This window comes from Shimia sp. R9_2 (genome assembly GCF_017743735.1).
Taxonomy (GTDB): Bacteria; Pseudomonadota; Alphaproteobacteria; order Rhodobacterales; family Rhodobacteraceae; genus Shimia.
Window position 1 is genome coordinate 212,013 of record NZ_JAGHRO010000004.1, and the last position, 22,663, is coordinate 234,675.

22 protein-coding genes are annotated in these 22,663 nt (G+C 60.2%); 10 read left to right on the forward strand and 12 right to left on the reverse strand.

Annotated features, from left to right (window positions below; genetic code table 11):
* Window positions 1–22: 22 nt before the first annotated feature.
* The 4 genes from J7400_RS11970 to J7400_RS11985 form a co-directional block, all read right to left on the reverse strand.
* The gene (locus J7400_RS11970; RefSeq protein ID WP_247738771.1) at window positions 23–697 is read right to left on the reverse strand and encodes a DUF6778 family protein; all 675 of its coding nucleotides are present in this window, start codon (window positions 695–697) and stop codon (window positions 23–25) included.
* A gap of 173 nt (window positions 698–870) precedes the next feature.
* Window positions 871–1,143, reverse strand: coding sequence for a hypothetical protein (locus J7400_RS11975; RefSeq protein WP_209063467.1), 273 nt, complete (start codon window positions 1,141–1,143; stop codon window positions 871–873).
* A gap of 1 nt (window position 1,144) precedes the next feature.
* The gene (locus tag J7400_RS11980) at window positions 1,145–3,943 is read right to left on the reverse strand and encodes a glutamine-synthetase adenylyltransferase (protein WP_209063469.1); all 2,799 of its coding nucleotides are present in this window, start codon (window positions 3,941–3,943) and stop codon (window positions 1,145–1,147) included.
* A 130-nt stretch (window positions 3,944–4,073) separates the two neighbouring features.
* Entirely contained in the window at window positions 4,074–4,460 is a 387-nt protein-coding gene (locus J7400_RS11985; RefSeq protein ID WP_209063471.1) for a nuclear transport factor 2 family protein, read from the reverse strand.
* 56 nt (window positions 4,461–4,516) lie between these two features.
* On the opposite strand from J7400_RS11985, the gene J7400_RS11990 reads away from it, so the two are divergent.
* From J7400_RS11990 to J7400_RS12000, 3 genes are all read left to right on the forward strand, one after another.
* Window positions 4,517–4,984 carry a YbaK/EbsC family protein gene (locus tag J7400_RS11990; protein ID WP_209063473.1) on the forward strand — a complete coding sequence of 156 codons (468 nt, stop codon included), beginning with the start codon at window positions 4,517–4,519 and terminating at the stop codon, window positions 4,982–4,984.
* A 175-nt stretch (window positions 4,985–5,159) separates the two neighbouring features.
* Window positions 5,160–5,585 carry a DUF2852 domain-containing protein gene (locus tag J7400_RS11995; protein WP_209063475.1) on the forward strand — a complete coding sequence of 142 codons (426 nt, stop codon included), beginning with the start codon at window positions 5,160–5,162 and terminating at the stop codon, window positions 5,583–5,585.
* Between the two features lie 99 nt (window positions 5,586–5,684).
* On the forward strand, window positions 5,685–6,164 hold the full coding sequence (locus J7400_RS12000; protein ID WP_247738772.1) for an RDD family protein: 480 nt from the start codon (window positions 5,685–5,687) through the stop codon (window positions 6,162–6,164).
* Between the two features lie 242 nt (window positions 6,165–6,406).
* On the opposite strand, the gene J7400_RS12005 is transcribed toward J7400_RS12000, so the two are convergent.
* From J7400_RS12005 to J7400_RS12020, 4 genes are all read right to left on the reverse strand, one after another.
* Window positions 6,407–7,051, reverse strand: a complete 645-nt coding sequence (locus tag J7400_RS12005; RefSeq protein WP_209063477.1) for a hypothetical protein — start codon at window positions 7,049–7,051, stop codon at window positions 6,407–6,409.
* 64 nt (window positions 7,052–7,115) lie between these two features.
* Window positions 7,116–9,470 (reverse strand): TRAP transporter large permease subunit, encoded by a 2,355-nt coding sequence (locus J7400_RS12010; RefSeq protein WP_209063478.1) that lies wholly within the window; start codon window positions 9,468–9,470, stop codon window positions 7,116–7,118.
* A gap of 17 nt (window positions 9,471–9,487) precedes the next feature.
* On the reverse strand, window positions 9,488–10,402 hold the full coding sequence (locus J7400_RS12015) for a TRAP transporter small permease subunit (protein ID WP_209063480.1): 915 nt from the start codon (window positions 10,400–10,402) through the stop codon (window positions 9,488–9,490).
* 118 nt (window positions 10,403–10,520) lie between these two features.
* Window positions 10,521–11,603, reverse strand: a complete 1,083-nt coding sequence (locus J7400_RS12020; RefSeq protein WP_209063482.1) for a TRAP transporter substrate-binding protein — start codon at window positions 11,601–11,603, stop codon at window positions 10,521–10,523.
* Window positions 11,604–11,851: 248 nt separating this feature from the next.
* Here J7400_RS12020 and J7400_RS12025 point away from each other — a divergent pair, with 248 nt between their 5' ends.
* Together J7400_RS12025 and J7400_RS12030 are read left to right on the forward strand one after the other, a co-directional pair.
* Window positions 11,852–13,279 (forward strand): cache domain-containing protein, encoded by a 1,428-nt coding sequence (locus J7400_RS12025; RefSeq protein ID WP_209063484.1) that lies wholly within the window; start codon window positions 11,852–11,854, stop codon window positions 13,277–13,279.
* Window positions 13,276–13,935, forward strand: coding sequence for a response regulator transcription factor (locus J7400_RS12030; RefSeq protein ID WP_209063486.1), 660 nt, complete (start codon window positions 13,276–13,278; stop codon window positions 13,933–13,935). Before J7400_RS12025 ends, J7400_RS12030 begins: the two co-directional genes overlap by 4 nt.
* A gap of 7 nt (window positions 13,936–13,942) precedes the next feature.
* Here J7400_RS12030 and J7400_RS12035 read toward each other — a convergent pair whose 3' ends face one another.
* Window positions 13,943–14,326 (reverse strand): VOC family protein, encoded by a 384-nt coding sequence (locus J7400_RS12035; RefSeq protein ID WP_209063488.1) that lies wholly within the window; start codon window positions 14,324–14,326, stop codon window positions 13,943–13,945.
* 304 nt (window positions 14,327–14,630) lie between these two features.
* Here J7400_RS12035 and J7400_RS12040 point away from each other — a divergent pair, with 304 nt between their 5' ends.
* Together J7400_RS12040 and ilvN are read left to right on the forward strand one after the other, a co-directional pair.
* Window positions 14,631–16,385, forward strand: coding sequence for an acetolactate synthase 3 large subunit (locus tag J7400_RS12040; RefSeq protein WP_209063490.1), 1,755 nt, complete (start codon window positions 14,631–14,633; stop codon window positions 16,383–16,385).
* Between the two features lie 11 nt (window positions 16,386–16,396).
* Window positions 16,397–16,960 carry an acetolactate synthase small subunit gene (ilvN, locus tag J7400_RS12045; protein WP_209063499.1) on the forward strand — a complete coding sequence of 188 codons (564 nt, stop codon included), beginning with the start codon at window positions 16,397–16,399 and terminating at the stop codon, window positions 16,958–16,960.
* A 192-nt stretch (window positions 16,961–17,152) separates the two neighbouring features.
* Here the strand turns inward: ilvN and J7400_RS12050 are convergent, their stop codons facing one another.
* Window positions 17,153–17,551 carry a hypothetical protein gene (locus J7400_RS12050; protein WP_209063501.1) on the reverse strand — a complete coding sequence of 133 codons (399 nt, stop codon included), beginning with the start codon at window positions 17,549–17,551 and terminating at the stop codon, window positions 17,153–17,155.
* 265 nt (window positions 17,552–17,816) lie between these two features.
* Here J7400_RS12050 and J7400_RS12055 point away from each other — a divergent pair, with 265 nt between their 5' ends.
* The 3 genes from J7400_RS12055 to J7400_RS12065 all read left to right on the forward strand — a co-directional run bounded on the left by J7400_RS12055 (window position 17,817) and on the right by J7400_RS12065 (window position 20,179).
* A complete protein-coding gene (locus J7400_RS12055) occupies window positions 17,817–18,632 on the forward strand; it encodes a helix-turn-helix transcriptional regulator (RefSeq protein WP_209063503.1) in 816 nt (271 codons plus the stop codon).
* 141 nt (window positions 18,633–18,773) lie between these two features.
* Window positions 18,774–19,958: an aromatic ring-hydroxylating dioxygenase subunit alpha gene (locus J7400_RS12060; RefSeq protein ID WP_209063505.1), complete on the forward strand. Its 1,185-nt coding sequence runs from the start codon at window positions 18,774–18,776 to the stop codon at window positions 19,956–19,958.
* Window positions 19,955–20,179: a hypothetical protein gene (locus J7400_RS12065; RefSeq protein ID WP_209063507.1), complete on the forward strand. Its 225-nt coding sequence runs from the start codon at window positions 19,955–19,957 to the stop codon at window positions 20,177–20,179. Before J7400_RS12060 ends, J7400_RS12065 begins: the two co-directional genes overlap by 4 nt.
* Before the next feature lie 21 nt (window positions 20,180–20,200).
* On the opposite strand, the gene J7400_RS12070 is transcribed toward J7400_RS12065, so the two are convergent.
* Window positions 20,201–20,926 (reverse strand): DUF2189 domain-containing protein, encoded by a 726-nt coding sequence (locus J7400_RS12070; RefSeq protein ID WP_209063934.1) that lies wholly within the window; start codon window positions 20,924–20,926, stop codon window positions 20,201–20,203.
* A gap of 228 nt (window positions 20,927–21,154) precedes the next feature.
* On the reverse strand, window positions 21,155–22,597 hold the full coding sequence (locus J7400_RS12075) for an amidase (protein WP_209063508.1): 1,443 nt from the start codon (window positions 22,595–22,597) through the stop codon (window positions 21,155–21,157).
* Between the last annotated feature and the right edge of the window lie 66 nt (window positions 22,598–22,663).

Genomic DNA, 22,663 nt, shown 5'->3' on the forward strand with positions numbered 1-22,663 from the left:
GGATGTGAAAAGCCCTGACGGATCAGTTCAGCTGTGCCACCTGCTCTGCGCCAACCGGAGATAGCGGCGTGATGGTCTTGGTTGCGCCACGTGAGGGCGGAACAAAGCCTTCCGCTTTGGTCAATTCCTCGCGCAGCACATAGGCCAGATGCTGGGTGATGCGGTATTTCTGCGTCAGGCCACGGGCCTCTGCCGCGACGGCTTTCTGACCGCCATAGCCCACAAGGCTCGCCTTGATCGGCTTGGGCCCGCGCAGCACGGTGCCGGTCTGGGCGTCCACAATGGTCATGACAAACTCAATGGAGTGTACGCCGCCCACGGTGTAGCGGGTTTTTTCGGTCAGCGCGTGAAAGCGGGTGACTTCGATCTGCACCGAAACCGGACGGGCGCCTTCCAGCGGGCCACCGCCAATGCGCAGCCCTTCTTCAAATATCGCCTGTACCTGTTTGTAGCGGTCGCCATAGCCATCTCCGCGCCAGACAATGTCGCCGCCGGGGTAATACATATTCGCCTCAGACACCCGCAGGCTGCGCGGCACGGAAACCTCAAAGTTGGCCATCTGATAAGACGGCGCAGGCGCTGCGATCTCGGTGGGAGGCACGTCAAACGGCGCGTTCCGGCTCGCGGTATCCACGGACGCACAGGCGCTGACACCCAGTCCCAAAACCATTGCTGCAAACACACGCTTCATAGACATGATCGACTCCTTCGGCGGATTTCGCCTGTTCTGTATGTCAATCAAGATGCGCGGCAATTGGGGCGCGATTGGGGCGGGCTCAGGACGATTCGAGGGAATTGAATAAAATTGTCAAAGCCCTCTCAGCCCGGAATTTCCCCCGCGCAACGCGGGTGGATTTGCGTAGGCGCGCTTCAGCCGCGCTCGCGGCTGCGCCAGCCGCCACGACGGCGCGGGGTACCGCTCATCTGCACCTGCCCGTTTTTCAGAACCTCGGTCATCGGGTGGTCCGGATGATCTGTGCCATAGGCCTTGCGCAGCGCTTCGATCGCGACCTGCGTGTCCGCACCCACCGGCAAGGAAAGCGCCCAATCCAGAAAGATCGAGCGGCATTCAGGCAACTGGATTCCCTCGATCCGGTAGCTTTCCCGGATCAGCCCCTTGGGGTCAAACTCTGAAAGATCCATCTCACGCCTCCCTTTTGGCGATCTCACTTGTGTCCGCCAGCGCCGCTGTGATCGCCGCCGCCGCGCGGGCGCAGGCCTCATTCAGCCGCGTCTGCAACGCCTCTATGTCTGCCGCGCCGGTTTCGCGCAACAGGAATGCGCGCCCGCCCTCGCCGATCTGATCCGGATCAATGGTCTGGCCAGACAGCAGTTTGGAGGCAAGCTGCACCTGCCAACAAAGCCGATAGGTGCTGGCCAGCTCTGTCACAATGTCGCCGTTCAGCCATCCAATTGCGACACCGGCCTGCAGGCCCTGCGTGACCGCGCGGCGCGGGCTGCCCGCCAGAAGCGCGCCTGCCTGGCTCAACAGCTCAATATCCTGCAGGCGGCCTGCCCCGATCTTGGCATCCCAAGGCCCATCCGGCGCTTTGGCTGCGGCGATGCGCGCGCGCATGTCTGCCACGTCCTGCGCCACTGTCTCCGGTACTTTGGGCGCACTCAGCACCTCCTGGCGGAAGGCTTCGACCTCTGCCATCAGCTCCGGCGTGCCGGTCACTGGCCGCGCGCGGGTGAGCGCGAGGTGCTCCCAGGTCCAGGCCTCATTTTGCTGATAGTTCTGAAACGACGCCAGCGAGGTGGCCACCGGCCCTTGCGTGCCAGAGGGGCGCAAGCGCATGTCCACTTCATAAAGCCGCCCCTGCGCCATGGGGGCGCTGAGCGCGGTCACCAGCGCCTGCGTGAAGCGTGCATAATAAGGCCGCGCCGCTAGCGGGCGACGCCCCTCAGAGGCCTCCACCCCATCGGCATCATAGATCACGATGAGATCCAGATCGGAGGTGGCATTGAGGCGGCGCGCGCCAAGCGAGCCCATGCCCAGAACCATCGCGCCACGTCCCGGCATGGGGCCGTGTTTGGCGGCAAATTGATCGGCCACCGGCTGCCACAGCGCCGCGAGCACCGCATCTGCCAGATCGGCATAATGCTGTCCGGCCTCCTCGGCCCCGATCAACCCGCGCAGGTGATGCACACCGATGCGGAACTGCCATTCCTTGGCCCAGCGGCGGGTGGTGTCGAGCTGGGTCTCATAGTCACTTTCCTGCGCCAGCCGCTCTGCCAGCTCTTCTGACAGCGCCGCCTTGCCCGGCCAGGGCGCAAAGAAGCCGCCGCCGATCACCGCATCAAACACGCCGGAATTGCGCGACAGATGCTGCGCCAGTGCCGGTGCGGTGCCAACAATATCAATCAGCAGATCAATCAGCTGCGGGTTGGCCTCAAACAGCGAGAACAGCTGCACGCCCGCAGGCAAGCCGCGCAGAAAGCCATCAAGCGCCAGAAGCGCCTCATCAGGCCGTGGACTCTGCGCCAGACGCCGCAGGATCTCCGGACGCAGCCGCCCCCAGATCTCCGTCGCCCGCGCGCTGCGAAAGGCCGGATAGGTCTGCCAACGGCCCAAGACATCCGGATCAAAGCTGTGATCGCTGACCGCCTCCGGCGCGCAGGCATCCGGCGCAAAAAAGCCTTCGGTCATGTCATGCACTTCGGTCAGGCGGGCGCGCAGCTCGGCCTGAAGATCGTCAATATCGCGCCCCATAAGCCCGGCAATGCGGCCCCAGCCTTCCGAGCCTTTGGGCAAGCGGTGGGTCTGGGCGTCCGCCACCATCTGCACGCGGTGCTCGACCTCGCGATGGAACCGGTAGTGATCAGACAACCCCTCGGCCACCTCATCGGGCACCCAGCCCTTGGAGGCCAGCTTGCGCAGCCCCGGCACCGTATGGCGATCGCGCAGATAAGGATCGCGCCCCCCGGCGATTAGCTGGCGGGTCTGGGTGAAGAACTCGATCTCGCGGATGCCGCCGCGGCCAAGCTTCATGTCGTGGCCGTCCAGCGTGATCTCCCCGCCAAGGCCTTTGTGCTCGCGAATGCGCAGGCGCATGTCATGGGCATCCTGAATGGCGGCAAAATCCAGATGCCGCCGCCACACAAAGGGCGTGAGGGTTTTCAGAAAACGCGCCCCGGCGTCGAGATCACCCGCGGAGGGCCGCGCCTTGATATAGGCGGCACGCTCCCACGTGCGCCCGAGGCTTTCATAATAGCGCTCTGCCGTTTCCATGGCGATGCAGACCGGTGTCACCGCCGGATCGGGCCGCAGGCGCAGATCGGTGCGGAAGACATAGCCTTCGCCGGTCAGATCATTCAGCATCGCCGCCATCTTGCGGGTCGCGCGGATGAAGCTGGCGCGGGCATCGTGGTAGTCATCGGGATCAAAGCGGGTCTCATCAAACAGGCAGATGAGATCAATATCGGAGCTGTAATTCAGCTCATGCGCGCCCATTTTCCCCATCGCCAGCGTGACCATGCCGCCCGCCGTGGGAATATCGTCTTCGGTGGCGCCGGGCAGCTTGCCGCGCCGGATTTCTGCACCAATGGTGGCCTCCATCGCCAACTGGCTGGCCAGATCGGCAAATTCGGTCAAGGTGCCGGTGACCTTCTCCAGAGACCACGCTCCGGAGAGATCTGCCAAAGCGGTCAAAAGCGCCACCTTGCGCTTGCCCGCGCGCAGTGCTGTGGGCCGCTGATCCGGTGCGCTTTCTTTCAAGATGGCAATCAGCTGTGCCAGCGCCGCATCCGCATCCGTGAGCGCTTCGGGCAGCCAATCCGCCTCTTTGTGGATCAGACCTTTGAGATAGGGGCTGGAGCCTGCGGTGCCGGTGATCAGCTTGGCCAGATCGCCGGACAGGCCCGGCACGGCGGCGCAGGCCTCCGCCCCGAGATCAGCATCATAAGCATGTGGCAGGCGGGTGATTTGGGATGCAAACGTCATGGGGGGACTTTGAAACCCGCACGCCGCGAAGGTCAATGCGGCGTGATGGAAAAAGGGGTGCTGCCCCTGCCACCGCAAGCGGTGGATACCCCGGGATATTTCAGGAATGAGAAGCGCTTAGGCGCGGGTCTTAAGGATGGGTGTAGCCGGTCAGCGGGGTGTCTTGGCTGAAGCTGTTGCGCCATTCCCCGTCCCGCCTCTCCCAGAGCGAGCTGATCAGCATGGCTTCCCAATCCGCGCCGCCCACGCGCAGATAATCCGCGCGGTAGATCAGCAGGGCCGCGTCTTCGCAGATCTGGCGCAGCTTGACGTCGCTGAGGCGAAAATCCACCACGGTGGCCCCATGGGCCAGCTGGCCGGTGTGATCCGCCTTGTCGCCAAAGCCATCGGAATACACGCCAAGAAAATCCGCCGTCAAAAGCGCGCCATCCGCAGCGGCGTCACCCTGCACCAGGGCTGTCCACACGCGGGTTTCCAGCGCCAGAAGCGCGTCTTTCTGGATATCCACTGCTCTCATGATGACAAGCTGCGCCGAGCTGCGCTAGAAATCAACCCAAACGAGAGGGGCCTGTCATGAGCAAAAGTCTGAAACGGGTGCGCGCCGCGCTGGAAGCCGCAGGGGCCGCCATCGACATCCGCGAAACAGAGGGCGCGCGCACCGCTGAGATGGCCGCCGCAGCGGTGGGGTGCCATGTGGATCAGATTGCCAAATCCATTGTCTTTCAGCTGCAAGACAGCGGCGATGTGCTGTTGTTTCTGACAGCTGGCGGGCGGCAGGTCGATCTTGAGGCCGCCGCAGCGCTGGCCGGCGGGCCGCTTGCGCGCGCGGATGCCGCTGTGGTGCGCAGCCAGACCGGTTTTGCCATCGGCGGGGTCAGCCCTTTGGGCCATCTCTCCCCGATCCGCAGCTTTATGGATGCGCATCTGATGGGATTTGAGGAGATCTGGGCCGCCGCAGGCACGCCCAACCATGTGTTTTGCCTTGCGCCGCAGGTGTTACAAGAGCTGACCGGCGCGGAAATCAGCGCCTTCAGCAGCTGATCCAAACTTCATTCTGATAAAAAATCCAACCAAAATCAGCCACATAAGTCGAAAATGTAAAAACTATTCACATTTGCGCTTGCATTAGAGGCCCGCAGTGCCAATCTAGGTAATGTGAAAGGGATTTACATACCCCGCCACAGCGTAGCTAGAAACACCAACTTCGGAGACCCAAATGACCCCTGCCGCAACCGCATATTCCGCTGACACGCGCCATCTTGGCTGGTTTGGCAAAAGCGAGGCATGGCTTGACAGCAAAGGCAAAGGTGCCTGGATCGCCGCCATGGTGCTTGGTTTTGTGTTCTTCTGGCCGATTGGCCTGGCCCTTCTGTTTTACATGATCTGGAGCAAGGATATGTTCAAGAAATCTCACCGCAGCCGCAGCTGCTCGCGTCGGATGCATGTGATGACCCCAACCGGCAACAGCGCCTTTGATTCCTACCGCGACGAGACCCTGCGCCGTCTGGAAGACGAGCAGAAAAGCTTTGAGGAGTTCCTGGAGCGTTTGCGTGCGGCCAAGGACAAGGCAGAGTTTGACCAGTTCATGGACGAGCGCGCCACCAAAGCAGCCAATGCCAAACAGGAAACCGAAGACGCCTGAGCGCGCTTTGGCAATCTTAAAAATCGTGGCGCGGGAGGCTTCTTCCGCGCTGCTGTTTTGAAGTAGCCTGTTTTTGATGTTCACCCCGGAGAGAGGGTCATGACACAGTACGATATGTCACAACACAACGCCAACACCCGCAGCTATGCCCTGCCCGACCCTGACATACAGGCGGAGTTTTATGAGGACGTGACCTTCAAACGGCTTCTGGCCTGGTTGATCGACACCGCTGTGATCTTTGTGCTTTGTGTGCTGGTGCTGCCGTTCACGGCCTTCACCGGGATCCTGTTTTTTGGGGCGCTGCTGTTTTTCTTCGGGTTTGCCTATCGCGTGGTGACCATCGCCACCGGCTCCGCCACTTGGGGCATGCGCCTGATGTCGATTGAGCTGCGCCAGTCAGACGGCGCGCGCTTTGGCCTTGGCGCGGCCTTCCTGCACACGCTGGGTTTCACCATCTCAGTGGCCTTTCCGATCCTGCAGATCATTTCGATTGTTTTGATGATCACCACCGCGCGCAAACAGGGTTTGACCGATCACGTGATGGGGTCTGTCCTGATCAACCGGGCGGCGCGGTACTGAGCTGAGGTGTGAGGGCGCTCGGCGCTGTGAGGGGAGAATTGGGCTTTGGGTAGCCCAATGGCTGGCTGAGCAGGCGCGAATTTACATGGGCGTATTGCGGCGCTTTTAAACCTGAGAATGCCTGCTTTGCGGGACTTTGCTACCTTTCGCTGCATTTGCGTCAATGACCGCATTGTCGATCTTCTGTTCAGTGTCTGTGCGCTTCTGTAGCTTGTTTTGGAGTAACGCCAAGTGTGGGGCGATCAGCTCTCTTGATCGCCTTGGGCATCAAGTTTGTCCGTTTCAGGCGATGTAGCGGTGCCGACAATTTCAAATCGTCCAGTAAGGTTTAGAGCAATGTAGATTGAGACGCAGATGATGAGAAAGCCTAGGAAGTTTGGTTCGTATGCTTCCCTTGCACCACGGTAAATATTGAGGCCGTCAATATTTCTGATAACAGAAAAGCCTGTTTGGCCGACCCCGAAAAACACTGGAAGGTGCAGCAAGAAAAATCGCCTGAGACGTCTTTCGCCGGTAAGAAAGAGGTAGCGGCCACAACCGCCGCACATATGGAAATCAGAACGGTTATGGCCCCGACTGGGGTTAGTAGCTGACATTCGTCCTGGAGGCTGAGGGCGACCACAATTTGGACAACGAATGCCAGTGAATTGAGACCACCAACTTGGCCCCTCGCCAAGTTGCGGCTTAGTTACTTTTGGTGGGCTGTGAACGTGTCGTGCCAATTCCAGCAGTCCCGTCTCTGTAAAACCTTGAGGATTCAACACGTCGATTAGTAGAGTGTGTAATTCAATTTTGCAAGAAAAGCGGTCATTCATGGGGGCTGCAGCATCCGGTAAATTGGGCTCGTTGCCGACCTTCCCCCCAAACTCTCTCACCTCAAGCACCATTCAACTCCCCCCAACAAAAAGGGGGCCCGAAGGCCCCCAAATATTCTGTCAAATGTCGCTATCCTCAGCCGCCGAGCAGATCCGGCAGGATCGTCACGATGGAGGGGAAGTACCACAGGATCGCCAGACCCACGACCTGGATGAGTACGAAGGGGATGATGCCCTTGTAGATATGCCCGGTCGTGACCTCCTTGGGCGCCACGCCTCTGAGATAGAAGAGCGCGAAGCCAAAGGGTGGCGTCAGGAACGAGGTCTGCAGGTTCACCGCGATCATGATGGTCACCCATTTCGGATCAAAGGTGCCGCCGTAGATGACCGGGCCGACAATTGGGATCACGATGTAGATGATCTCCAGAAAGTCGAGCACGAAGCCCATCACAAACAGCACCAGCATCACGATCAGGAAGACTTTGAACTCATTGTCAAAGGACTGCAGGAACTGCTGGATATAGTGTTCCCCACCAAAGCTGATCACCACCAGATTGAGCAGCTGGGAGCCGATCAGAATGGTGAAGACCATGGAGGTCACCTTGGCCGTTTCGCGCACGATCGGTGTCAGCACCTTGCCGCGGAACAGCACCCAACAGCCATAAAGCAGACCAAACATGGCAAAGAGGTAGGTCCCTTTGGCCACGAAGAAGGCGATGTAGTTCTCGACTTCGACTTCAGCCTGGTTCACGCGCAGATCAAAGTTCACACCAACGAGGATCATGATGATCACCGCAAATGTGGCCCAGATGATGATCGCACCGGAGCGTTCCTGATCCTTCAGCTTGCGGTAGGCCGCCAGCATGATCGCGCCACCTGCGCCCAGCGCCGCTGCGGGCGTCGGGTTGGTGATGCCACCCAGGATCGAGCCAAGCACCGCAATGATCAGCACGAGCGGCGGGAAGACCACGCGCAACAGATCATTCTTGCCCAGCAGACCGGCCGCATAGCGCACGCCATACAGCGTCAGCGCCAGCGGGATCGCCAGATAGATCAGCGTCCAGCCCGGTGTTGTCACCGGCGAGATCAGGATCGTGTCCACCGCCAGCGCCAGCACGATGCCGGCCGCCCCAACCATCAGAGGCGTTCTGTCGGCACTTGGCGACACACCACGTGCGGTGGTGATGACCAGCGCCAGCAGCAGGAAGCCAATCGCGATACCGGAGCCGATCGGCGCGGCTGCGGCGATCTTCTCGGCACGCAGCTCGGCGCGTTCGTCCTCGGTCAGCGCGCGGGCTTCTGCCACACCACCGGCCTCATCAATCGCTGCCTGCTCGGCCACGGCGGTATCCCACGCCAGCTGCCCGTGCAGATCGATCATGGAGGCGCGGCACTCCTCGCTCACGTTTGTGCGCAGGCTTGCGGTTTTGCCCGCATCAGAGAAGCTGTCCACGGTGACGTTCTGGTCGCCAATGAAGTTCACCTGCCCCAGCAGGATCACACCGGCGATCAGTCCCGCAGGCACCGCGAGGAACCATGTCAGGCTTTCACCACGGGTGACGGCTTCGCCAGAGGCTTCGCCGAATTCCACGGCAGGCGCTTCTTTCGGGTTCAGCAGGGCATAGCCAAAGGCATAAAGACCATAGAGCACCGCCAGCATAATGCCGGGGATCAGCGCCGCCTGGAACAATGTGCCCACAGAGACAACCGCCGGTTCGCCGAGGAAGGTCAGCGCGTCAGAACAACCTGCCACCTGCGCACGGTTTTCCTGTGCCGCAGAGTAGAGGTCGCCCGCCAGCGTGCCGAGCAGAACAATCACGATGGAAGGCGGAATGATCTGCCCCAATGTGCCGGAAGCTGCGATCACACCTGTTGCCAGCTTCGGGTTGTAGCCGTGCTTGAGCATGGTTGGCAGCGACAGAAGGCCCATGGTCACAACGGTTGCGCCCACAATACCGGTGGAGGCCGCAAGGAAAGCACCCACAACCACAACCGACACAGCCAGACCACCGGGCAGCGGGCCAAAGACGCGCGCCATTGTGGTCAGCAGATCGTTTGCGATCTTGGAGCGTTCCAGCGTGATGCCCATCAGAACAAACATCACAACCGCCAGCAGGGTCTCAATCGACTGACCGGCAAGCACACGCTCGTTCATCCGGTTCACGATGAAGCTCAGGTTGCGGTCCATGGCCTGTTCCCAACCGCCCGGGAACACCGGTTCCGCAATGCGCGGCAAGTCCGGGTAGCGGAAGATCGAGATTGTATCAGCCTTGATCCCTTGCGAGATCAGATCGCCATACATGGCCGAGCCCGTATCAATGGCCTGGTGAATGAGAATACCGGCGCTGTCGAGCGCAGCAATGATCCCGAAAGAGATCACCCCTGCCCCGCCAATGGCAAAGGCCACCGGGAAGCCGGAAAGAATGCCCCCAAAGAGGCAGAGGAAGACGATAATCAGGCCGACCTCGACCCCATCAAGTCCAAATAGCATAAGTTCTGCCCCTTAGATCAGTGTGTGCCTTCGTAGGCTTCTTCACCTTCGCCCAGCGTGTCGCGGTCGAGGTATTTGCCTGCGCTGCCTGCACCTTCTTTGAATTCAAGGAAGGAGCGGTAGAAGAAGGCGATGGCTTGCAAGAAGACCATGCCGGCGAAGAGCACCAGAAGCACTTTGAAGAGGAAATAGGCGTTAAACCCGTTTGGCGAGAAGCCAATGGTTTCCACGTTCCATTTCAGGATACGCGCCTTTTTCTCCAGCAGTGTCAGCTTGTCAGACGCCGAAACCTTCGGTGTCACAAGGTGGCGCCACATGAAGAACCAGCCGTACATCCATGTCAGCACAGCCGCTGGCATCATGAAGATCAGCGAGCCCAGCATGTCGATCACACGTTTGGCGCGGTGGCTGATCGTGGAGTAGACAAGGTCCACACGCACGTGGCCGCCCTGCACAAAGGTGTAGGTCGCACAGAGGCAGACGATCATGGCGTTATAGAGCTTCAGCTCTTCCGCCCACCAGCTCACATCCGCTGTCAGCCAGTCCGCCTTCCAGATCAGCGAGATTTCCGCCACGGTGAAGATCCGTTGCATGAAAACGATCACGATCTGCTGCAGCACCATCAGAAGGCCCGCCCATGCAAAGAAACGGCCCACCGAGTTGGCAAGACCTTCCAGCACGCGCACACAGCCCCACATGAAGCCGTTCCGCCAGAACCCGACCGCGGTCACGATCAGGAAGAGTGTAAACACCACAAAGAAAAACTCGACCGAGCCACCGTAGTAGACAAAGCGCATCAGCGCCTGTTTGTCCTCGGTGGTTTCAAGGCCGCCTATCCAGCTCAGCCAGCTGCTTGGATGTGTGATCGCGTAAGCGGCGTTCACAAAAGCTTGGCCAATGTTGGAAAAAAACCAGACCAGACCGTCCAGCATTGTCCCCTCATCCCCTTATTGTTCGAAAAGACGGCACCGCCAGACCGCCGGACAGATTTTAGAAAAAGACCCCTCGGAGTGAGTACCGAGGGGTCAATGTCTTTAGCGATAGATGGGCTTAGCCCAGGATGCGGTCACGCTGAGCGCGATACACACCTTCAGATTTCACCAGCCAGCCAGAAGAAGCCTTCATGCTTGCTTCGACCGAGCTGCGGATTTTCACGAAGAGATCGTCGTCCATGTAGCTGTCCAGAGTCTCTTTCGCAGCTGCACCCATGGCGTCCCAAACGCTGTCTGGGAATTCCAGAGTTTTCACGCCACCGGCCTGCAGACGCTGAAGCGCGGCACCGTTGTTGTTGAGGAACTGAGCGAGGTTCCACTGGTGGGACGCTGCTGCTGCAGTCTCAATGATCTTCTGGTGCGCAGGGGACAGGCTGTCAAAGACTTCGCGGTTGGTCGCCAGGGACAGACCCGCGCCTGGCTCGTGGAAGCCTGCGGTGTAGTAGAACTTGGTGATTTCCTGGAAACCGGCTTTCTCGTCAGCCCATGGGCCGATCCACTCGGTGCCGTCGATCGCACCGGATGCCAGCGCCTGATACACCTCGGAACCTGGAAGGTTCTGAACAGATGCACCCATTTTGCCCAGCGCCTGGCCACCGAGACCTGGCATACGGAACTTCAGACCTTGGAAGTCTTCCGGGCCGTTGATCTCTTTGGAGAACCAGCCACCTGCCTGCGCGCCGGTGTTGCCTGCGAGGAAGGATTTCAGACCGAAGATTTCGCCCAGCTCGTCATGCAGAGCCGCGCCTTCACCGTGGTAGTACCAGTTCACCAGTTCCTGTGCGGTCATGCCGAACGGAACAGAGGTGTAATAGGCGTAACCTGGGTGCTGGCTGACGAAGTAGTAGTCAGCGGCGTGGTACATGTCGGCCTGACCTGCGGTCACGGCGTCAAATACTTCAAATGCGCCAACGAGTTCGCCAGCTGCTTTGATTTCCACGGTCAGGTCACCGTCAGACATCGCGGTGATGGTGTCTGCAGCGTATTGCGCGGCGTCAAACACGCCTGCCAGGCCACGACCCCAAGAGGTCACCATGGTCAGGGTGCGCTTGCCGGAAGCATATGCAGGTGCGGCCAGAGTGGTTGCCGCGGCTGCGGTGCCGCCCAGAGCAGAAGTCTTCAGAAAAGAACGACGATCCATTTATGTATTCCTCCCAGAATTTGTTCAGCCCGGCCCTCCCTCCAGAGAGTCCGAGCGGATCGTTGAAGTGGGGAGAGCCTAGCCTTGCCCCTACGTAGAAGAAATACCCACTACCGCGTAGAAATGCGGCAAATGGTAAAAAATACTGGCCAGTCTGGGGTTAACAGCCTGCGAATCTCTGTACGCATAGGTTGTATCACGTGATTCTTGGGTTTGATTCGCTGCAAAAATTCCGTAACGAATCGGGTATGCGCCTCCTCCTGTCTCTGTTGCGCCCCTCCTACGGGCAAAAGCTCTTCCTGCTGGCGACCCTGCCGCTTCTGCTGGCGGTGGCGGCGATTTCCGTGCTGGTGGCCAACCAATCACGGCAACTGGCCGAGCGTGAAATCCGCGCGCTGGAATCCCAGCTGATCGAAGCCAAGAAGGCAGAGCTGAAAAACTACATCTCGATTGCCCGCACCGCTTTTGTGAACATCTATGGCCGCGCCGCGCCGGATGATGATCAGGCCAAGCTGTCGGTCACCCAGATCCTGTCTTCCATGCTTTATGGTCAGGACGGCTACTTCTTTGTCTTTGATTATGAGGGCACCAATCTGGTGAGCCCGCGCCAGACCTATCTGATTGGCAAGAACTGGCGGGGGCTGACCGATCTCAACGGCACGGAAATCACGGATCCGCTCATTCAGATCGCGCGCTCTGGCGGCGGCTATCACAGCTTTGACTGGACCAAACCCAGCACCAATGAAACCGCGCGCATGGTCACCTATGCGGTGGGTCTGCAGGACTGGCAATGGGTGGTCGGCACAGGGGTGTTCATTGACGATGTGCTGGAAAGCGTGGCCGCCGCGCGGGCGGATGTGGAAGAGCGCGTGCAGCGCACCTCCTTCTATATCCTCGTGATCACCGTGGCCGCGCTGCTTTTGGTGTTCTTTTCCGGCTTTGTGATCACCGTGCGCGAGCGCAGGCTGGCGGACACCAAGCTGAAGGCGCTGACCCAGCGGGTGTTTGACGCTCAGGAAGAAGAGCGCGGACGCGTGGCGCGTGAGCTTCATGACGGGATTTCCCAGCTGCTGGTGGGCGTGCGCTATGCGCTCGACAGCGCCCGCAGGCGGGTGAAATCCGGCGATGAACGGGGGCTGCAATCGCTGGAGAAAGGCATCGACCACCTGTCAGGTGCCATTCAGGAGGTGCGCCGCATCTCGCGTGATCTGCGCCCCGGTGTGCTGGATGATCTGGGCCTTGGGCCCGCGCTGAAGGTGCTGACGGATGAATATGCCGCGCGCACCGGCATTGAGGTGGATTTCCAGACCGTGGTGTTCCGCAACCGGCTCGATCAGGAATCCAAGATCGCACTTTATCGCATCGCGCAGGAAGCGCTGACCAATGTCGAGCGCCACTCCGGCGCCAGCAAAGTCACCATGGATCTGCGCGGCCACAAAAGCGGTGCCACCCTGCGCATCGCCGACAATGGCTGCGGCCTGCCTCAGGATGCCCCGCCCTCAGAGCGCGGCGGGCTTGGCCTGCGCAATATGCAGGAGCGGGTCGAGCAGCTGGAAGGCACCCTGCGCATATTCTCATCTCGCACCGGAACCGTGATTGTGGCAGAAGTCCCGCTAAGTCACATTCTCCCCCCTGAAAGCGAGGGGACCGACAACAGTAGAAAGGCCCGCGCATGACCGCCCCTTCCGACAGCCCCGCCACCAAAGTCATGATTGTAGACGATCACCCGATGGTCGCCGAAGGCATCGAGAGCATTCTGGAAAGCTATGATGACATCACCGTGGTGGGCACGCTTTCCAATGGGCGCGAAGCGGTGGATCAGATTGCGGAACTTGCGCCTGATGTGGTGCTGATGGATCTCAACATGCCGGAGATCGGCGGGCTGACCGCCACCGAGATGCTGCTGGAAATGAACCCGGATCTGCGGGTACTGATCCTGTCGATGCACGACAGCCCCGAGTATATCAACACCGCCCTCAGCCATGGTGCGATGGGCTATGTGCTCAAAGATGTGCCCACCGAGGAAATCAAAACCGCGATTGATGCGGTGATGCAGGGCGAGCGTTATCTCTGCACCGGTGCGGCCGGATCGCTCTCGCCTGCGGATGGCGAAGGGCGCGAACCGCTCACCAGCCGCGAGCAGACCGTTCTGCTGCAACTGGCGCAGGGCAAATCCAACAAGCAGGTTGCGATTGATCTGAACATCTCTGTGCGCACAGTGGAGACCCACCGCAAGAACATCAAACGCAAGCTGGGGATTTCGTCCACCGCAGGCCTGACGCGCTACGCCATGGAACACGGCGTGCTGCAAGGCACCGGCGTCGGGCTATAACAGCAGCTCAGCCCGCAATAGCCTCGCCAAAGAACACCAGCGTGCAATCCTCATCTTTCACGTGGAATTCGCGCTGGCCGTAATCCTGATCAAAGGGCGCGCGCAATCGGCCTTCCGCCAAAGTCTCAAGCTGCGGGCGCAGCCGCTCATAAAGCGCGTCGATGCCAACCACATCGATATAAAAGGAAGTCTCCTTGCCCGCGGCAGCGAGGTCTTCCCCCTCCTCCACCTCAATCAAACGGATCGCCACGGGCCCTGCCCGCAGGAAGGCGTAGTTCTCCGCCTGAAAGCCCAGCTCAAAGCCCAACACATCCCGATAGAAGCCGATTTGACGCTCCAAATTGCGGCACGGAACAAACGGTGTGATCTGAATCAGTTGAAATGCACCCATGATTTTTCCTCAAATTTCACGGAGACCCGCACTCCGCGCAACAAATGAAAAGATTTTCGACCCAAAATATGCATTTCTCTTACCATTCGCGGTTGACGCCGCTGTGCAGCACACATAAGGTCCGGTTCGAACACAATGGAACCCAACTTGAGGACCGACGCAATGCAACAGCTAGTCGTCATTCTAAGAAATTGGCGCATGGGCCGGTAACGGACACCATAATGGTACCCCATGCGCCCTCGCCAAAAGCGGGGGTTTTTTTGTGCGCAACGAATGTGAAATGACGTCGGTAACGGAGAGAGTGATGACACGTCAGATGACCGGAGCAAAAATGGTTGTTCAAGCCCTGAAGGATCAGGGTGTGGACACAGTCTTTGGCTATCCGGGGGGAGCCGTCCTACCGATTTACGACGAGATTTTTCAGCAAAATGACATCCGCCACATCCTCGTGCGTCACGAGCAGGGCGCGGTGCATGCGGCAGAGGGCTATGCCCGCTCCACCGGCAAGGTGGGTGTGGCGCTGGTGACATCCGGCCCCGGCGCCACCAACGCGGTGACCGGCCTGACCGATGCGTTGCTGGACTCCATTCCAATCGTTGTGCTCACCGGACAGGTGCCAACCTTCATGATCGGCTCTGACGCCTTTCAGGAAGCAGACACCGTGGGCATCACTCGCCCCTGCACCAAGCACAACTGGCTCGCCAAAGAGACCGAAACCCTGAGCGAAACCCTGCATCAGGCCTTCCACGTGGCGCGCTCCGGCCGCCCCGGCCCTGTGCTGATCGACATCCCCAAAGATGTGCAGTTTGCCTCCGGCACCTACACAGCCCCGGAGAAGTCGGACACCTCGATCTATGAGCCGCAGACCAAAGGCGACATCACTGCGATCAATGAATTGGTTGAGGCGATGGAAAAGGCAGAGCGTCCGGTGTTTTACACCGGCGGCGGGGTGATCAACTCCGGCCCGAAGGCCTCGCAGCTGCTGCGTGAGCTGGTGGATGCCACCGGCATTCCGATCACCTCCACCCTGATGGGGCTGGGTGCCTATCCAGCGTCCGGTGAGAACTGGCTTGGTATGCTTGGCATGCACGGTCTTTATGAGGCAAATATGGCGATGCATGACTGCGACCTGATGATCAACATCGGCGCGCGCTTTGACGACCGCATCACCGGCCTGATCTCGGCCTTCTCGCCAGACTCCATCAAAGCGCATATCGACATCGACCCCTCCTCGATCAACAAAGTGATCAAGGCGGACATCCCGATTGTGGGCGATGTGGAAAGCGTGCTGACCGACATTCTGAAAGTCTGGAAAGCCCGTGGCCGCACTGTGAACCGCGAGGCGATTGCCAACTGGCAAGGCCAGATCAGCGATTGGCGCAAGGTCGAATGCCTGAAGTACACGCAGGAAGGCAAAGTCATCAAACCTCAATACGCGCTGGAGCGTCTTGAGGCCCTGACCAAAGACCACGACCGCTATATCACCACCGAGGTTGGTCAGCACCAGATGTGGGCCGCGCAGTATCTCGGCTTTGAAGATCCCAACCGCTGGATGACCTCCGGGGGCCTTGGCACCATGGGCTACGGTGTACCGGCGTCCGTGGGTGTGCAGGTCGCACATCCCGACAGCCTCGTGATCAACGTGGCAGGTGAGGCCAGCTGGCTGATGAACATGCAGGAAATGGGCACCGCGGTGCAGTTCCGCCTGCCGGTGAAACAGTTCATCCTCAACAACGAGCGCCTCGGCATGGTGCGCCAGTGGCAGGAACTGCTGCACGGCGAACGCTACAGCCACAGCTGGTCTGAGGCGCTGCCTGATTTTGTAAAGCTCGCCGAAGCCTTTGGCGCCAAAGGCATCATCTGTTCTGACCCGGATGATCTGGATGAGGCGATCATGGAAATGTTGAACTACGACGGTCCGGTGATCTTTGACTGTCTGGTAGAGAAACACGAGAACTGCTTCCCGATGATCCCATCAGGCAAGCCGCACAATGAAATGCTTCTGGGCGAAGCCAGCACGCAGGGCGCAATCGAGGCCGGCGGCGCGGTACTGGTGTAAGGAGAAAGATCATGGCTGCTCTAAAAATCAAGAAAGGCTCCACGAGCCACTCTGCCTACAACCTACGTCCCAATTTCTCGGACACACAGGAAGCGCACACACTGGCGGTTCTGGTCGACAATGAGCCGGGCGTTCTGGCGCGTGTGATTGGCCTATTCTCCGGCCGTGGCTACAACATCGAGAGCCTCACCGTGGCTGAGGTGGATCACACCGGCAAGCTGTCGCGCATCACCGTTGTGACCACCGGCACACCGCAGGTGATCGAACAGATCAAGGCACAGCTGGGCCGCATCGTGCCGGTGCATGATGTGCATGACCTGACCGTGGAAGGCCCCTCTGTTGAGCGTGAACTGGCGCTTTTCAAAGTGGCAGGCACCGGCGACAAACGTGTGGAGGCCCTGCGTCTGGCCGATATCTTCCGCGCCAATGCGGTGGACAGCACGCTGGAGAGCTTTGTCTTTGAACTCACTGGTGCGCCTGAGAAAATTGACGCCTTTGCAGAGCTCATGCGCCCGCTCGGCCTGATTGAGGTGGCGCGCACCGGTGTTGCGGCCCTGTCCCGCGGCGCGGAATAACGCCGCCACATTCTCACAGGTGAAAACAGTAAAGGGAGGCAGCTTGCCTCCCTTTTTGGTTCGTGAGTGGTCGCAGTAAACGGAGGATCCCGCCTCCGAATTCCTCGGCATCGACCCGCTGATCCGGCCAGAAAACTTTGGTCCACACCAGACGCTTTCTGACCAGACCGCTCCCCCACGGGCGCGATTGCCTTAACCGACCGTCACCAGATTTGGTGCCGGATTGCGTGAGCGCGCCCCAGACGGGAAGCTCACCACATTGTCCTTGTTGGCGGCAGACTCTGCCACCAGCGCGTCAATATCCGCGCCACTTGCCCGACGCCCGGCCGCTTTCAGCCGCGCGATCAGATCGTCCACTGCACCGTTAGCCAAAGCCCGCACATTGATTGCGCGGCGCATTTCGCTGCTACTGCAGATATCAAAAATCAACATATCACCCACAACTGGCACCACCGAAGTGTCCCCTGTGCCAAATTGGGCAACGTTATCGCCTTCGTCAGCCCCATCAAAATACGCAAGATCTCTTTGATCTTCGCACCAGATCAGGGCCTTTCGGCGCTTTGGATTGCTCCAAAGTACCAAACCGAGCATCCCGTACTCCCCAATAGTCCCATTTACCCCGTGTAGTCACACACATTTCCTTTCGTCCTGGCGGGGGCTTGCACACAGGCGCCCCCCATTAAATACTGCCTTCTGGCCGTCAGGGTTTGTAATCGCGCCATTCTGGCGCAAAGTTGACGCTAATATGCATCAACTGCCTCACGTTAGCGTCTGATGTTGGGTAAAATCCAGCGAAAATTGAATGAGTGTGTCCTCGGTAACTACTTAATTTGACAATGATCAATGAAAGAGCACTGTGAAGAACATCAATTCTGAGAATGATCTGGAACTGTCCCCAGCCGAATTGCGTCAGACGTTCGGCCGCAATCTGCGTGAACTGACAAAACCTTACCGCTCGATCTCCGGTCTCTGCCGTGAGCTTGGCATCAACCGGACGCAGTTCAATCGCTACCTCGCTGGCGAGAGTTTTCCCCGTCCTGAAATTCTAGCTCAAATTTGCGCTTTTTTTGAGGTTGACGCCCAAACGCTGCTGGGGCCGTTTGTTCGCCGAAAGAAAGCACAGATCGGGCGGGAGCATCCGTTTCTGGACGAATTTGTCGGCCCCAAGCCTGACACGGTGAGCGAAGAGCGCTTTCCCTCAGGCTTTTACCGCTTCAGCCGCCGCAGCTTTCTGGACACGGATCTGGTGATGAACGGCTTGGTCTATGTCTTTCGGCGGGACGGGTTTGCCTTCATCCGCGGCTATGCCAGCCGCAGCATCATGCGGGATCTGGCCCTGCCCACCAACAGCCCCATCCGCGAATTCCGCGGCGTGCTGATTCCTCAGGAAGAAGGCGTGCATTTCACCATCTCCCACCGCAACAACATCGCCACGGTCTTCAACTACCTCAGCCGCGCGAGCGCCCTGCAGCAAAATGTCTGGGTCGGATTTTCCGCCCGCCCCGAACGGGACAATGTGATCAAACGCCGGGTTACGCGGCTGGTGTATGAAAAGATAAACGGCTCCTTCTCTGACGTGCGCGCAGTGGCCAAAAGCACCGGCTATGTCCCCCTCAGCGAGATCCCCGAGATGCACCAGCGCCACCTGCGCCTGGGCACGCCCTTTAGCTGACGCGCGCACGCCTAAGCCAGCCCCAGGCCCAGCATCGGGTAGTCAGACTGGTTTGTCTCCGTCATCAAAGGTCGCAGACAGGCCAGTGCGCCGCTGAGAGCGGGGCCTAGACTGATCACTATGATCAGGAGGAGTGCCGCCATGTCCAACAGCCGCCCCACGCCCCCCTCGGCCACAGCGCTGCACAAGGTGCGCGCGCCTGTGGCGCAGGCCCAAGGCTTGCCCAACAGGCACTACACCAGCCCTGCCCTGTTTGAGGAAGAGGCAGAGGCGCTCCTAAAATCCACCTGGGCCGGTCTCGGCGTTGCCGCCGATGTGCCCGAGCCCGGGGATGCCAAGCCGGTCAATTTCCTCGGCATGCCGCTCCTGCTGCTGCGCGACAAGGCCGGCGTTGTGCGGGTCTTTAACAATGTCTGCCGCCACCGGGGCATGATCCTTGTGGAGGAGCCACGCAAGATCGAGGGCGCGCTGCGCTGCCCCTATCACAGCTGGTGTTACGCCACCGACGGCCGCCTTGTGACGACCCCGCATGTGGGTGGCCCGGGGCAGAACACCCACGCCGATATCGACCGGAGCACCCTTGGCCTGATCGAAGTGCGCAGCCACATCTGGCGCGACGTGGTCTTTGTGAACATCGACGGCACCGCGCCACCCTTTGAGGAGGTCCATGCCGATCTCATCACCCGCTGGGCCGCACTGGATCAACCACAACATCACGGCGGCGCAGAGAGCCGCTTCACGCTGGATGTGCAGACCAACTGGAAGCTTGCGGTCGAAAACTACTGTGAAAGCTACCACCTGCCATGGGTGCATCCGGGGCTGAACAGCTATTCCCGGCTGGAAGATCACTACAACATCACCGTCCCCAGCCACTATTCCGGCCAAGGCACCCATGTGTACCGGCAGCTGAAGGCTGAGGACGGAACCTGTTTCCCTGATTTTGCCGATCTGCCTGCCTTCTGGGATGAGGGTGCGGAATATGTCGCGCTTTACCCCAATGTGCTTCTGGGCGCCCAGCGCGACCACAGCTTTGCCATCGTGCTGGAGCCGGTCTCTTGTGACCAAACCCGCGAACATGTGCATCTCTACTATGCCGCCTCAGAGACCGATCCCGCCCTGCGCGCGCAAAACGCCGCCCAGTGGAAAGAGGTCTTTGAAGAGGACATCTTTGTGGTGGAAGGCATGCAGAAAGGCCGCCATGCCCCGGGTTTTGACGGCGGCCGCTTCTCTCCGGCCATGGATGGGCCAACCCATTGCTTTCATGACTGGGTCGCCGCACGCATGATGGCACATCGCGCGCCGGCCACTCCCGCCGCTGCGGAATGAGCGATCTGCACCAGCGCCTTCTGGCGGCCCATGCAGGCGAAGACGCAGCAGCCCTCGTCGCGCTCTATCAGGAGGCCGCAAATGCCGCGCCTGACATGGACGCGCAGGGCTTCTACCTCACGCAGGCCTATGTCTATGCTCTGGAAAGCGGGCACGCCGCCACCGAAGGGCTCAGGACGCAGTTGCAGGCCCTTGGCCGCGAACAGGGGCAAGTGGACTGAGAGGATTGAGAGGCAGGTGGTTTACGCCGCCCCCGCCGCCTTGATCTGCGCATAAAGATGCCAGCTCGCATGCCCGACCACAGGAAAGATCACAAACAGCCCGAGAAAGCCGGGGATCATCGCCGCAAAGGTCAGCCCGGCCACCATCCCGGCCCAGATCAGCATGACCAGAAAATGGCTCTGCACATATTGAAAGCTGGTGATCATCGCGGTCACAAAATCCAGCTCACGGTCCAGCAGCAGCGGCAGCGACAGCACCGTGATCATGTAAAGCAACAGCGCAAAGAGAAAGCCCACAACCGAGCCAAAGCCCAGCATCATCATGCCATTAGCGGTGAAATAAACCTCCAGCGAGCTTGACACATTGGTCATCACCGAAAGCCCCAGAAACAGGGCAAAGATCATATGGCCAAGGAAAAACCAGAACAGAAACACAATGATGATCACCGCACAGATCGACGGCAACTGCCGCTTGCTCTGGCGCATCACCACCCCGGCAATCAACGGCCAGTTCATCTCCCAGCCGCGCTCCAGCCTGAGCGATACCTCATAAAGCCCCACAGCCGCAAACGGCCCCAACAGCGGGAATCCAATCGCCGCAAAGGTCAGCCAGTAGCTTTGCCCACTGGCCAGCGTCAGCCAGACCATGGCCCAGCCGCCCAACACGTAAAACAGCGCAAATCCAAGCCCGTAGACCGGCTTTTTCACAAAATCCCGCAGACCCAGCCGCAAGGCCGCGCCCAGCATCGCAAAGCGCACCGCGCCCAAAGGCGGCGCGCCATGTTCGCGCTCGCCATTGGCAGAGCGCGCGGCAGACAGCTTGGTTTCCTCTATCGCTATGCTTTGCGTGGCCGTGCTTTGCGTGGCTGTGTTTTGGGTGTTTGGTGCCTCACCACCAAAAGTGCTCTCCTCAGACATGCGCCCTCCCCGCGCCTGTTCCGCCACCTGCCATGAAAGCGGCTTTGCCGCGTCAAATCAACCGCTTGCTGCCCCAACCTCGCGCGGTTGCGGCGGATGCTGCTGCGGCCAGTGGGTTGCACCGTGGTAGGCCTGCGCAATCTCCAGCACCTTGCGGTCGGCCCCTTTGGCGCCAATGATCTGCATTCCCATGGGCAATCCGCGCCCATCAAAGCCCACCGGCACGCTGATCGCGGGCAGCCCCAACAGGCTTGCGGGCACCATCACCTGCATCCAGCGGTGATAGGTGTCCATCTCTTGGCCGCCGATGTCTTTGGGCCAGTCCCACTCCGCCGGGAAGGGGAAACACTGCGCCACCGGCAGGACAACCGCATCAAACCGCGCAAACATCTCTGCCGCAGCGGCAAACCAGGCGGAACGCACACGGGTGGCCTGATGCAGCGCCATGGCGTCCATCTCTATGCCGCGCCGCACCTCCCATTGCACCTCGGGTTTCAGCCGTTCGCGGGTTGCCTCCTCCTGATAGAGCGGCGCAAGCTCCCCCGCCAGGGCAAAGGCCCTCAACGCGCTCCAGCTCTGAAACATCGCTTCCGCATCAAAGGGCGGATCCACAGGCGCAATCTCCGCCCCCGCGCCCGCGAGCACCGTCAGCCCCGCCTCACAGAGCGGCAGAATGCCCTCCTCCATGGGCATCGCGCCGCCCCAATCCCCCAGCCAGCCGATCCGCAGACCGTCAGCGGCGCAGAGCTCAGGCACCTCCCAGTCCTGCGCGGGCATGTTGAAGGGCACGCCCTGCTCTGCCTGCGCCATCACCTTGAGCAGCAAGGCGCAGTCGCGCGGGCTGCGCCCCATCGGGCCAATGGTGGAGAGCTGCTGCCAGAAACTCTCCGCCCCGACCTCCCGCGGCACCACGCCCCAGCTGGGGCGAAAGCCGTAAACATTGTTCCAACCCGCCGGATTGCGCAGCGAGCCCATCATGTCACTGCCATCCGCCAGCGCCACCAGCCCCAACGCCAGCGCCGCCCCGGCCCCGCCGGAACTGCCCCCGGCGGTGCGGGCGGCATCAAACGGATTGCGTGTGACCCCATGCACCGGATTGTAGCTGTGACTGCCAAGGCCAAATTCCGGCACATTGGTCTTGCCGATAAAGATCGCACCCGCCGCCCGCATCCGCGCCACAAAGGCGCTGTCCGCCTCCGAGATCCGCTCGACAAACAAGGGGCTGCCTTCGGTGTTGCGCGTGCCTTTCACATGGGCCAGCGCTTTGATCGCCATGGGCATGCCATGCAGCGCGCCGCGCGCCTCATAAGGCACCTCATCCGCCGCGCGCGCCTCCGCCAGAAGCGCTTCTGTGTCGCGCAGATCCACAATCGCATTCACCGCACCGTTGCGCGCCGCAATCCGCTCCAGCGTGGCCGTCATCACCGCCTCAGCGGTCAACCGCCCCTCCCGCAGCGCCGCACTCAGAACCCCTGCATCCCAATCGAGAAAATCGCTCATCTGCTTTCACCCTCCAAGGCAATCGCAGCACGATCCGCCCACAACCGCAAGCCTCAAAGCGCAAAC